Source organism: Actinomycetospora aeridis (genome assembly GCF_037400275.1).
In the GTDB taxonomy this organism is placed as follows: Bacteria; Actinomycetota; Actinomycetes; order Mycobacteriales; family Pseudonocardiaceae; genus Actinomycetospora; species Actinomycetospora aeridis.
On record NZ_JBBEGL010000006.1, the window covers coordinates 64985 to 77087 of the forward strand.

A 12103-nucleotide genomic window follows, 5' to 3' on the forward strand; every position below is an offset into this window, starting at 1 on the left:
GAGGAGAGCTCGAGGTTGGGCACCCCATGAGTGACGAGAAGCCGCGACCCGCCCGCCGGGCACGGCGCGGGTCGAAGATGCGCCGGCGCCTCTCCGGGCTGCTCGCCCTGGGCGTGGCCCTGGTGGCCGTCGGCGGCCTCTACACGGTGTTCACCCCGGAGCCGGACCAGGCGATCGCCGCCGACCCGGCCATCGTGCGCGAGGGCCAGCAGATCTACGACAACTCCTGCATCACCTGCCACGGCAGCAACCTGCAGGGCGTCGAGGGTCGCGGCCCGAGCCTCGTCGGCGTCGGCGAGGCCTCGGTCTACTACCAGGTCTCCACCGGCCGGATGCCGCTCGCGGCCCAGGGCGCGGCCGCGGAGCGCAAGCCCCCGCGCTACGACGAGGCCCAGATCGACGCCCTCGGCGCCTTCATCCAGGCCAACGGCGGCGGTCCGGTGCTGCCGGCGGACCGCGGCGAGGCCCTGCGCGGCGAGGAGCTCGGGCGCGGCGGCGAGCTGTTCCGCCTCAACTGCGCCTCCTGCCACAACTTCACCGGCCGTGGCGGCGCCCTGTCGCAGGGCAAGTTCGCGCCGAACCTCGACCCCGCGAACGAGGAGCAGATCTACGCCGCGATGCTGTCGGGGCCGGCCAACATGCCGACCTTCGCCGACTCGCAGCTCTCCCCCGAGGAGAAGCGCGACATCATCGGCTACATCAAGTCGGTCTCCAGCAACAACACCGGTGCGAACCCGGGCGGCAACGGTCTCGGCGGCTTCGGCCCGGTGCCCGAGGGCATCGTGGCGTTCTTCGTCGGCCTCGCGGCCCTCATCGGTATCTCCCTCTGGATCGGAAGCCGCCAGTGAGCACCCGTCCCGCCGACCGCGGCGCCAACGCGCCCAGCGAGCCCCACCCGTCGGACGCCACGCCGCGCATCCCGTCGGACGACGAGCTCGCGCAGATGTCCACCGACGACCTCGTCCGTCTGGGCAACCAGATCGACGACATCGAGGTCGTCTCGTCCCGCGACCGCTTCCCGGTGCCCGGCACGCGGGCCGAGAAGCGCGCCGAGCGCCAGGTCGCGGGCTGGTTCGTCCTCGCGGCGATCTCCGGGCTCGCGTTCATCGTCGCGTTCATCGCGTGGCCCTGGGAGTACCGGTCGCCCACCGAGGAGGGCGCGTGGGTCTACGCGCTCTACACGCCGATCATCGGTGTGACCTTCGGGCTCGCCGTCTTCGCGGTCGGCATGGGCGTCATCGCCTACTCCAAGAAGCTGCTGCCCGAGGACCTGACCATCCAGCAGCGCCACGACGGGCGCTCCTCCGAGGTCGACCGGCGCACCGCGGCCGCGCGGCTCGTCCAGACCGGGCAGCAGAGCGGCCTGTCCCGCCGCAAGCTGATCTACCGGTCCGTCGGCGCCGCGGGCGGCGTCCTGGGCATCGGCGTCCTCGTCGCCGCGTTCGGCGGCCTGGTGAAGAACCCGTGGAAGGAGGGGCCGAACTCGCCGCTCCTCGTCACGGACTGGAAGTCGAAGGGCGGCGAGCGGGTCTACGTCCGCAAGTTCAACGGGAACGCCCGCGACATCGTCCTCGTGCGGGCCGGCGACCTCGAGCCCGGCGCCATGGAGACGGTCTTCCCGTTCCACGCGAGCGAGGTCAAGGACCCCGCCGTGTTCGAGGAGTTCCTGCGGGCCGGTGCGACCGGTGGGCAGGCGGTCCTCAACGAGGAGGACCTCGTCGACCCCGAGCACGTCGCCGAGACCGTCCGCTCGTCCGACTCGCCGGTCATGCTGATCCGCCTGCGCCCGAACGTCGCCGTCATCAAGCGCGCGGGTCAGGAGGACTTCAACTACGGCACGCTGTTCGCCTACTCGAAGATCTGCAGCCACATGGGGTGCCCCACGTCGCTGTACGAGGACCAGACGAACCGCATCCTCTGCCCCTGCCACCAGTCGCAGTTCCAGGCGAACGAGTACGCGAAGCCGGTCTTCGGCCCGGCGACCCGTCCACTGGCGCAACTGCCGATCGCGGTGGACGATCTGGGGTATCTGTACGCACGCAGTGACTTCATCGAACCGGTGGGTCCGGCGTTCTGGGAGCGCAACTCATGAGCTCGATCACCACACCCACGCGTAAGGGTGGCGGCCTGGCGATGAAGCTCGCCGGCACCGCCGCCGACGAGGTCGACAGCCGCATCCACCCCGCGGGCGGCATCCGTCGGCAGATCAACAAGGTCTTCCCGACCCACTGGTCGTTCATGCTCGGCGAAGTCGCGATGTACAGCTTCATCGTGCTGCTGATCTCGGGCACCTGGCTGGCGATCTTCTACGACCCGTCCATGGCGGAGACCACCTACGAGGGCGTCTACCCCGGCCTCCGGGGCGTCACGGTCTCGATGGCCTACGAGTCGACCGTGAACATCTCGATGGACGTGCGCGGCGGGCTGTTCATCCGCCAGGTCCACCACTGGGCGGCGCTGCTCTTCGTCGCCGCGATGATCGCGCACATGATGCGGACGTTCTTCACCGGAGCGTTCCGCCGCCCGCGCGAGACCAACTGGATCCTCGGCGTCGTCCTGCTGCTCACGGGCATGATCGAGGGCTTCCTCGGCTACTCGCTGCCGGACGACCTGCTCTCCGGCACGGGCCTGCGCACGGGCCTGTCGGCGATCGTCATGTCGATCCCCGTCATCGGCACGTGGCTGCACTGGGCGATCCTCGGGGGCGAGTTCCCCGGGACGATCATCATCCCGCGCCTCTACATCGTCCACGTGTTCCTCCTGCCCGGGCTCATCACCGCGGTCATCGCGATCCACGTGGCGCTGGTGTGGTTCCAGAAGCACACCCAGTTCCCCGGCCCGGGGCGCACCGAGCGCAACGTGGTCGGCGTCCGCATCCTGCCGACGTTCGCGACGAAGGCCGGCGGCTTCATGGTCGTCTCGGTCGGCGCCATGGCGATGATGTCGGGCATGTTCCAGATCAACCCGATCTGGAAGCTCGGCCCGTACGACCCGACACAGGTCTCGGCCGGCTCGCAGCCCGACTGGTACATGGCGGTGTTCGACGGCGCGGTCCGGCTGTGGCCGTCGTGGGAGATGTACCTGTTCGGCCGGTACACGATCCCGGCGATCTTCTTCCCGGCCGTGATCGGGATGGGCATCCTCACCACGCTGCTGGCGCTCTACCCGATGATCGAGCGCAAGCTGACCGGCGACGAGGCCCACCACAACCTGCTGCAGCGCCCGCGCGACGTCCCCGTCCGCACCGCGACCGGCATGATGGCCATGGCCTTCTACTTCTGGCTGGTCCTGGCCTGCGGCAACGACATCTTCGCCTACACGTTCGACGTCTCCCTGAACGTGATGACGTGGATCGGGCGCATCGGCCTGCTCGTGCTGCCGCCGATCGTGTACTTCGCGACCTACCGGATCTGCCTGGGTCTCCAGCGCAGCGACCGCGAGGTCCTCGAGCACGGCATCGAGACCGGGCACATCAAGCGGCTGCCGCACGGCGAGTTCATCGAGGTGCACCAGCCCCTCGGCGGCGTCGACGAGCACGGTCACGCCGTCCCGCTCGCCTACCAGGGCGCCAAGGTGCCCAAGCGCATGAACGACCTCGGCTCGGCGGGCCAGCCCCTCAAGGGCGGCTGGTTCCGTCCCGACCCGGCCGACGAGCAGGACACCGCCCTCCACGGCGGCACCGACCCGCTCCAGGTCGAGCCGGGCGAGACCCGCGAGCTCGCGGGCCGTCCCGACGCCGGGCGTCCGCGCGACATCCAGGAGTAGCACCGAGCAGCACGACCACGACGGGCCGGGAGCGTCACCGACGCTCCCGGCCCGTCGTCGTCGTGCGCACGGCTTCCGTGCGTGGGTGGGTCGTGCGAGGAATGCGGCTTTCCTGGCGTGTGACGCCAGGATCGCCACAGCCTCGCCGGCGCGACACGCCGAGCTCGCGACGCACGGGGTGTGTCAGCGTGGCTGCCACGCTGACGTCAGACGTCAGAGAATCCGCCGGCTCGAGCGACTTCCGACGTCCCGCAGCGGCACTCCGTGATCACGCGCCGGGACCGTGGGAAGCAGCCGCAGGGGTGTCACCGTGCCTCATCGAGGCACCCGTCCTACCCGGCGCCGAGAGGCACCTTCGGCATGATCCACAGCCCTGCCGACCTGCAGAACGTGCTGCTCGTGGACGCCGCGCGCCGACGTCGCCCCGGCTCGACGGCGCGAACGCGGCGTTCGCGCGCATAGAAGCAGCGAACAGCACGTTCGCTGCACGGGGCTCCTGGGCTCCAGGGCTCCAGGGCTCCTGGGTTCCGGGGCTCGTGGGGGCGGGGTCCTCCCATGGGAGCCACACGGTCCCGAGCCCCGCAGGACGCCACTCAGCCCCGGGAACGCCTGCCCCGGACACACCGCGGCCCCGCTCCGAAAGTGCGGAGCGGGGCCGTGGGGCGAGCGGGAGGTGTCAGTGCGCCTCGGGGCCCGCGTGGTACTCGAACACCAGGCCGCAGATGGCGATGATCAGACCGATGCCGGCGAGGACGATCAGCCACCACTGCCACAGGGCGATGCCCAGGCCGGTCATGGCGGTGCCGCCGGCGACGGCGATGGGCCAATAGCTGCCCGGGCTGAAGAAGCCCAGGTCGCCGGCGCCGTCGGAGATCTCGGCCTCGGGGTTGTCCTCGGGGCGCTCCTCGAGGCGGCGGGCCACGAAGCGGAAGTACGTCCCGACGATCAGGGTGAGGCCACCGGTCAGCGTCAGGGCGACGATGCCGACCTCCTCACCGGAGAGGATCCCGTAGACGATCGCGCAGACGAAGCAGAAGACCGTGAGGATCTCGAAGATGCGGGATTCGACTCTCATCGGGTCCTCGCTCTGGGATGGGTGGGGCGGGCGCGCACGGTCACTTGACGGCGAGCTGGGACGTCGGGCTCTGGTCGTACGGCGGCGTCGTGATCGACAGCGGGGCGCACAGCTCGCCGCAGTTCATCGCCGCCAGGGCCCCGGCCGTGGTGTAGCCCTGACCGGTCTGCGGGTCGACCTGGCCGCGGAGCCTCAGGAACTGGTCGAACTGGGCCGGCGGGAGGGCGCGGACCTCGAAGTTCATCATCGAGTGGTACGCGCCGCAGAACTCGGCGCAGCGACCGACGAAGGCCCCGGGGCGCTCGATCCGGTCGATCACCCAGGTGTTCTTCTGGTCGTTCGCCTCGGGGTTCGGCATGACGTCCCGCTTGAAGAGGAACTCCGGCACCCAGAACGAGTGGATGACGTCCTGCGAGCGCTGGGTGAAGGCGATCGGGCGGTCGGTCGGCAGCACGAGCAGCGGCACCTCGGTGGTGGTGCCGACGACCGAGGCCGGCTCCCCGTTGGGCGCGCGCGTCTCGGGGTAGCTGAACTCCCAGTTCCACTGGAACCCGACGACCTCGATCTGCAGCTCGTCACCGGTGGCGCTGCGGTCGACGACGTTCTGCACGACGACGGTGAAGTAGAAGAGCACCGCGACGATGACCAGCGGCACCACCGTGAGCACCAGCTCGAGCGGCAGGTTGTACTGGAACTGACGCGGCAGGTCGGACGCGCCGGCCTTCTTGCGGTGGAAGGCGACCGTCCAGGCCGTCAGGCCCCACACGATCACGCCGACGACGAGGGCGGCGACCGCGGCCCAGGTCCACAGGGTGCGCATCTGCGTGGCCTCGGGCGTCACGCCGACGGGCCAGCCGAAGCGCAGGACCTCGTCGACGGAGCAGCCGGAGGTGGTCACGGCCACGGCGACGGCCGCCACGGCGAGGCCCACGGCCCGGCGCGCGCGACCGGTGCGGCTCCGGACCGGCGTCCCATCTCGGCGCACTGCTGGCTGCCTTCCTTCTCGGGCGGTGCTCCCCACGTCGGCGCTGGTCATGCGACCTGCCGTCGGCGTGGTGAGCGGCCCGGCGGACCCGGGCCCCGACGTCGGTGCGGAGACTAGCCGAGCCAGCCACTACGCGCTGTCGGAGGGGCGCGGCGGGTCGTCCCGACCAGCGGCCCGGGGCGTCACCGGATCGACCCCGCGGCCTCGTCATACTGGGGCCGACCCGGCTCGTCCGGGTCGGGACGGCGACCCCGCAACCGGAGGTGTCAGCGGACGCGTGTGCGGCCTGATGGGATTGATCACGCCCGGCGGTGAGGCCCCGGCCCGCGCCGGGGCGGTGCGGGAGAGCCTCACCTGCATGCGCCACCGCGGACCGGACGAGTCCGGCGAGTGGCACGACGACGACGTGGTGCTCGGGTTCAACCGGCTCTCCATCATCGACGTCGAGGGCTCGCACCAGCCGCTGACGTACGCGAGCGACCGCTACCGGATCGTGTTCAACGGCGAGATCTACAACTACCTCGAGCTGCGCGAGGAGCTGGCCCGCGACCACGGCGCGCAGTTCGTCACCGACGGCGACACCGAGGCCATCGTCGCCGCGTACGACGTCTGGGGTGCCGACGCGGTCCGCCGGCTGCGCGGGATGTTCGCGTTCCTCATCTGGGACACCCGGGAGCAGGTGCTCTTCGGCGCGCGCGACCCGTTCGGCATCAAGCCCCTCTTCGTCTCCGCCGGCCCGCACGGGGTCGCGTTCGCGAGCGAGAAGAAGAGCCTGCTCGAGCTCGCGAAGGCCCTCGGCGAGCCCACCACGGCGCCCGACCCCACCGCGCTGCAGCACTACCTGCAGCTGCAGTACGTCCCCGAGCCGCTGACGCTGCACCGCTCCATCCGCCGCGTCGAGTCCGGGACGAGCTTCACGGTCTCCCCCGGCGAGCCGATGACGGCACAGCGGTACTTCGTGCCGACGTTCGACGAGAAGCCGGTCGACGACGAGGCGCGGTTGCACGGCGAGATCACCGAGGTCCTGCGCGACTCGGTGGCCAAGCACATGCGCGCCGACGTCACCGTGGGCGCGTTCCTCTCCGGCGGCATCGACTCCACCGCCATCGCCGCGCTCGCCCGCGAGCACAACCCGGACCTCATCACCTTCACCACGGGCTTCGAGCGCGAGGGCTACTCCGAGGTCGACGTCGCCCGCGAGTCCGCCGAGGCCATCGGGGTGCGCCACGTCGTCCGCACGGTCGACGCCCAGGAGATGATGGACGCGCTGCCGCTGATCGTCTGGTACCTCGACGACCCGGTGGCCGACCCCGCGCTCGTGCCGCTGTGGTTCGTGGCGCGCGAGGCCCGCAAGCACGTCAAGGTCGTGCTGTCGGGCGAGGGCGCCGACGAGCTCTTCGGCGGCTACACGATCTACAAGGAGCCGCTCTCGCTCGCGCCGTTCGAGAAGCTGCCCGGGGCCGTGCGCAAGCTCGCCGGGGCACTCTCGACACGGCTGCCCGACGGCATGCGCGGCAAGGACCTGCTGCGCCGCGGCGCGCTCCCCCTCGAGGAGCGCTACTACGGCAACGCCCGCATCTTCCGCACCGACCAGCTCGCCGCGGTCCTGCGCGGCCACGACCCCGAGCTCTCGCACGTCGACGTCACGGCGCCCCTCTACGCCGACTCTGGCAGCTGGGACCCGGTGGCGCGGATGCAGCACGTCGACCTGTTCACGTGGCTGCGCGGCGACATCCTCGTCAAGGCCGACAAGATGACGATGGCCAACTCGCTCGAGCTGCGCGTGCCGTTCCTCGACCGCGAGGTGTTCGAGGTCGCCTCCCACCTGCCCACCGAGCAGAAGGTCGCCCACGGCACCACGAAGTACGCGCTGCGCCGGGCGATCGACGGCATCGTGCCCCCGCACGTGCTGAACCGCCGCAAGCTCGGGTTCCCGGTCCCGATCCGCCACTGGCTCGCGAACGACATGCTCGACTGGGCGCGGCAGATCGTGCGCGACTCGCAGACCGACGCGATCCTCGACAAGGCGGCCGTGCTGCGGTTGATCGACGAGCACCGAGCCGGTCCGGTCGACCACTCGCGGCGCATCTGGACACTGCTCGTGTTCATGATCTGGCACGGCATCTTCGTCGAGCAGCGCATCCGCCCGGAGATCCCCGAGCCCAACTACCCGGTGTATGCGTGAACGTGCGCCACGCAACGGTCCGGTCCCGGTCGCGCTGAGTTTCCCCTACGGTCGCCAGGTCCGGAGGACGTAGCGATACGAGAGGTAGGCATGGACGTACTGGGGATCGGCAACGCCATCGTCGACGTGCTGTTCCGCACGGACGACGACACCATCCGTGCGCACGAGCTGCCCAAGGGCGGCATGACGCTCATCGACGAGGCCCAGGCCGAGAAGCTGTACACCGAGGCCGGCGACACGACGGAGCGCTCGGGCGGCAGCGTCGCCAACACCATCGCCATCGCGGCCGCGCTCGGCGCCGACGCCGGCTACGTCGGCAAGGTCTCCGACGACCGGCTGGGCTCCTCGTTCACCGAGTCCATCCGCTCGCACGGCGTGCACTTCACGACGCCCGCGCTGTCGGGCAGCCCGGCGACGGCGCGCTGCCTGGTCATGGTGACCGCCGACGGCGAGCGCACCATGAGCACCTTCCTCGGCGCCTGCACCGCGCTGGGTCCCGACGACATCCAGCAGGACGACGTCGCCGGGTCGAAGGTCAGCCTCATCGAGGGCTACCTGGCCGACACCGAGCAGGCCCGCGCGACGATCGGCAAGGTCGTGGACGCCGCGTCCAAGAGCGAGGCCCGGGTGGGTCTGACGCTCTCGGACGCCGGCTGCGTCGAGCGCCACCGCGAGTACTTCCGCGAGCTGCTGCGGGAGAACGTCGAGATCCTGATCGCCGACGAGGACGAGGTCGCCGCGCTGGTCGGCTCCGACGACATCACCTCGTTGCTGCGCGGCCACGGTGGCAACGCCGAGGTCGTCGTCGTCACCCACGGGCCGGAGGGCTCGACGGTCTACGACGCCGACGGCACCGTCGAGCAGGTCGGCGTGCGCGAGGCCGACGAGCTCGTCGACACCACCGGCGCGGGCGACGCCTACGCCGGCGGCTTCCTCTACGGCTGGACCCGCGGGCTCGACCACGCGACCTCGGGGCGCATCGGCGCCGTCGCCGCGTCGCACGTCGTCGCCCAGCTCGGCGCCCAGCCCCCGCAGGACCTGCGCGCGAAGGTCGCCGCCGAGGTCGACGGCCTGTAGGACCCCGGACGCACGTCGGCCCCGGACCTCGTCGAGGTCCGGGGCCGTGTGTCGTCTACGGGGCGATCAGTTGAAGCTGTCGCCGCAGGCGCACGAGCCACCCGCGTTGGGGTTGTCGATCGTGAACCCCTGCTTCTCGATCGTGTCGACGAAGTCGATGACGGCACCCTGCAGGTACGGGGCGCTCATGCGGTCGACCGCGACGGTGAGGCCGTTGAAGTCGCGCTCGAGGTCGCCGTCCAGGCTGCGGTCGTCGAAGAACAGCTGGTATCGCAGGCCCGCGCAGCCACCGGGCTGCACGGCGATGCGCAGCGACATGTCGTTGCGGCCCTCCTGGTCGAGCAGGGCCTTCGCCTTCCCGGCCGCCTGGTCGGTCAGCTCGACGCCGTGCGGCTTGAGCTCGGCCTCGGTCGGCGCGGCAGGGTTCTCGACGGTCATGGTTCTCCCTTGAGCTCCCGGGACGCAGTGCACTCACCCGGCACAACTCGTCGCGGTGCCGTGTATTCCCGCGGCACCGGAGTACCCGGTCCGCGGCCTCCCACCATGCTCGCACACGTGCGGCGATGCCTCATGCGTGCGCGGGATCACCCGCGTCACCCGGTGGGCGGTTCCCCCACCGGCGGGCCACGCCCTCGGCGAGGTCCGCCAGCCGGGCCGCCGGCTCCGCGAGCGCGGCCTCGGCTGATCCGGCGTCCGCGGCCACCGAGTACGCGCCGTCCAGCCCGGCCTCGAGGGCCTCGCCCGTCGACATCTCCACCTGCCCGGCGAGGGCGATGCACGGCACGCCGTGCTCGCGGGCCCGCGCGGCGACGACCGAGACGAGCTTGCCGTGCAGCGACTGCCCGTCGAGGCGCCCCTCCCCCGTCACGACGAGGTCGGCCCGCTCCATCGCCGCGTCGAGGCCCGCGACGTCGCGGACGAGCTCGCCGCCCGGCACGCGCTCGGCGCCGAGTGCCGCCAGCGCCGCCCCGAGCCCGCCCGCCGCACCCGCGCCCGGCTGCGCGGCGAGGCCGGGGAGCCCGCACTCCTCCCCCAGCACGCCGCCCCACGCCGCGAGCGCCGCGTCGAGCGCCGCGACGGTGTCCGCGTCGGCACCCTTCTGCGGCCCGAACACGGCGGCGGCGCCCTCGGGGCCGGTGAGGACGTGGTCGACGTCCGCCGCGACGACGACCGCGACCCCCGCCAGGCGCTCCCGGACCTCGGGGAGCCCGACGAGCCGCACGACACCCGCCAGCGGACCGCCGCCGTCGGGCAGGGGGTCGCCGCGGGCGTCGAGGGCGACGGCCCCGAGCGCGGCGAGCATCCCGGCCCCGCCGTCGGTGCACGCCGACCCGCCCAGGCCGACGACGATGCGGGCCGGGCCGCGCCCGAGGGCGGCGGCGACCAGCTCCCCGACGCCCCGGCTCGTCGCGGCCGCCGCCGTGTCCGGGGTGCGCTCGGGGACGAGGTGCAGGCCGCACGCCGACGCGGACTCCACGTAGGCGGTCGAGCTCCGCCCGCCGTCCCCCGGCCCGTCGAGCTCCAGCCACGTCGCCGTCGTCGGCTCCCCCAGCGGCCCGGTGACCTCGACGTCGTGACGGGTGCCGCCGCGGGCGGTGTGCAGGACCTCCACGAACCCCGTGCCGCCGTCGGCGAGGGGCAACAGGACGGTCCGGTCGTGGGGATGGGTGCGCGCCCAGCCCTCCGCGATCGCCGTCGCGGCCTCGGCGGCGGTCAGGCTGCCGCCGAAGGAGTCGGGGGCGAGCAGTACGCGCATGCCGATCACGGTAGGGGGTCGGGCCCTTGCCCTATCCTGGTCGGCGTGAAGTTCCTGCGCCGCGGCACCGCCTCCTCCGAGTCAGCTGACGTCCCCGCGTCGGACGCGACCGAGGACCGTGAGTCCGTGGTGGTGGGCGAGCGTGTCCGCTCGCAGACCGCGGGCAAGGGCCGCCCGACGCCGTCGCGCCGCGACGCGGAGGGCAAGAAGCGCGGCCCCGTCGCGCCGGCCCCCAAGACCCAGCGCGAGGCGATCAAGCGGGCGCGCTCGCTGCGCGGCACGAAGGACGACCGCCGCCAGGCCGCCGCCGACCGCCGCAAGCGGATGATGGCCGGCGACGACGCGGTGCTCATGCCCCGCGACCGCGGCCCCGCCCGCGCCTACGCCCGCGACCTCGTCGACGGCCGGCGCAACCTCATGGGCCTGTTCATGCCGCTCGCCGTGGTCATCTTCGTGACGGTCGTCGTCCCGGTGCCGGCGGTGCAGACGGCGGGAAGCCTGGTCTGCCTGGTCATGCTCGTGATGATGGCGCTCGAGGGCGTCATGCTCGGGCGCTACGTCGTGACGCGCGTGCGGTCGAAGTTCCCCGACGAGCAGGTCGGCGGTCTGTCGTACGGCTGGTACGCCTTCACCCGCGCCACCCAGATCCGCAAGCTGCGGATGCCGGCGCCGCGGGTGGCGCGCGGCACGGCCGTCGACTGAGTGGTCGACTGATCCGCCGCGTCCTCGTCCTCGGCGGCACACGCTCGGGCAAGTCCGCCCACGCCGAGGGGATGCTCGACGCCGACGCGTCCGCCCTCTACGTGGCGACCGCGCGCGGCGTCGACCCTGCCGCCGACCCGGAGTGGGCCGACCGCGTCGCCACCCACCGGGCCCGGCGGCCCGTGGGGTGGCGCACGGTCGAGGACGCCGATCTGCCCGCCGTGCTCCGGGGCGCGCCGGACGAGCCCGTCCTCGTGGACGACCTCGCCACCTGGGTGACCGGCCTGCTCGACGACGCCGGCTGGGCCCGCGAGGCGCCGTCGGTGGCGGCCGCGCGCGCCGACCTGGTCGCCGCCGTCGCCGGGTTCGCCGGCACGCTCGTGCTGGTCTCGGCCGAGGTCGGGCTCGGCGTCGTCCCGTCGACGAGCGCGGGGCGGCGCTTCCGCGACGAGCTGGGCGCGCTGAACCAGGAGCTGGCGGCCGTCTGCGACGAGGTGTGGCTGCTGGTGGCCGGGGTGCCGCTGCGCCTGCGGTGAGACCTCTGGATACCGTCGGCGG

At 72.3% G+C, this 12103-nt stretch carries 11 protein-coding genes; 7 read left to right on the forward strand and 4 right to left on the reverse strand.

The features are described 5' to 3' along the window. Positions 1-26: 26 nt before the first annotated feature. The 3 genes from qcrC to qcrB are packed head-to-tail and all read left to right on the forward strand — an operon-like array spanning position 27 to position 3765. Positions 27-848: a cytochrome bc1 complex diheme cytochrome c subunit gene (qcrC, locus tag WCD41_RS21485; RefSeq protein ID WP_337716227.1), complete on the forward strand. Its 822-nt coding sequence runs from the start codon at positions 27-29 to the stop codon at positions 846-848. Continuing rightward, positions 845-2092 carry a cytochrome bc1 complex Rieske iron-sulfur subunit gene (gene qcrA / locus WCD41_RS21490; RefSeq protein WP_373695174.1) on the forward strand — a complete coding sequence of 416 codons (1248 nt, stop codon included), beginning with the start codon at positions 845-847 and terminating at the stop codon, positions 2090-2092. Before qcrC ends, qcrA begins: the two co-directional genes overlap by 4 nt. Then, positions 2089-3765: a cytochrome bc1 complex cytochrome b subunit gene (gene qcrB, locus WCD41_RS21495; RefSeq protein ID WP_337716229.1), complete on the forward strand. Its 1677-nt coding sequence runs from the start codon at positions 2089-2091 to the stop codon at positions 3763-3765. Before qcrA ends, qcrB begins: the two co-directional genes overlap by 4 nt. A gap of 676 nt (positions 3766-4441) precedes the next feature. Here the strand turns inward: qcrB and WCD41_RS21500 are convergent. Further along, positions 4442-4840, reverse strand: coding sequence for a cytochrome c oxidase subunit 4 (locus tag WCD41_RS21500; RefSeq protein WP_337716231.1), 399 nt, complete (start codon positions 4838-4840; stop codon positions 4442-4444). Positions 4841-4880: 40 nt separating this feature from the next. Next, positions 4881-5825, reverse strand: coding sequence for an aa3-type cytochrome oxidase subunit II (gene ctaC / locus WCD41_RS21505; RefSeq protein ID WP_337716233.1), 945 nt, complete (start codon positions 5823-5825; stop codon positions 4881-4883). A gap of 277 nt (positions 5826-6102) precedes the next feature. Here ctaC and asnB point away from each other — a divergent pair, with 277 nt between their 5' ends. Together asnB and WCD41_RS21515 are read left to right on the forward strand one after the other, a co-directional pair. After that, on the forward strand, positions 6103-8010 hold the full coding sequence (gene asnB / locus WCD41_RS21510) for an asparagine synthase (glutamine-hydrolyzing) (protein WP_337716235.1): 1908 nt from the start codon (positions 6103-6105) through the stop codon (positions 8008-8010). 90 nt (positions 8011-8100) lie between these two features. After that, positions 8101-9087 carry an adenosine kinase gene (locus tag WCD41_RS21515; protein ID WP_337716237.1) on the forward strand — a complete coding sequence of 329 codons (987 nt, stop codon included), beginning with the start codon at positions 8101-8103 and terminating at the stop codon, positions 9085-9087. Between the two features lie 66 nt (positions 9088-9153). On the opposite strand, the gene WCD41_RS21520 is transcribed toward WCD41_RS21515, so the two are convergent. Then, entirely contained in the window at positions 9154-9525 is a 372-nt protein-coding gene (locus tag WCD41_RS21520; RefSeq protein ID WP_337703043.1) for a HesB/IscA family protein, read from the reverse strand. A 130-nt stretch (positions 9526-9655) separates the two neighbouring features. Continuing rightward, on the reverse strand, positions 9656-10843 hold the full coding sequence (locus tag WCD41_RS21525; protein ID WP_337716239.1) for a glycerate kinase family protein: 1188 nt from the start codon (positions 10841-10843) through the stop codon (positions 9656-9658). A 45-nt stretch (positions 10844-10888) separates the two neighbouring features. On the opposite strand from WCD41_RS21525, the gene WCD41_RS21530 reads away from it, so the two are divergent. Further along, positions 10889-11545, forward strand: coding sequence for a DUF3043 domain-containing protein (locus WCD41_RS21530; protein WP_337716241.1), 657 nt, complete (start codon positions 10889-10891; stop codon positions 11543-11545). An 8-nt stretch (positions 11546-11553) separates the two neighbouring features. Next, positions 11554-12081: a bifunctional adenosylcobinamide kinase/adenosylcobinamide-phosphate guanylyltransferase gene (gene cobU / locus WCD41_RS21535; RefSeq protein WP_337717004.1), complete on the forward strand. Its 528-nt coding sequence runs from the start codon at positions 11554-11556 to the stop codon at positions 12079-12081. Positions 12082-12103: the final 22 nt, after the last annotated feature.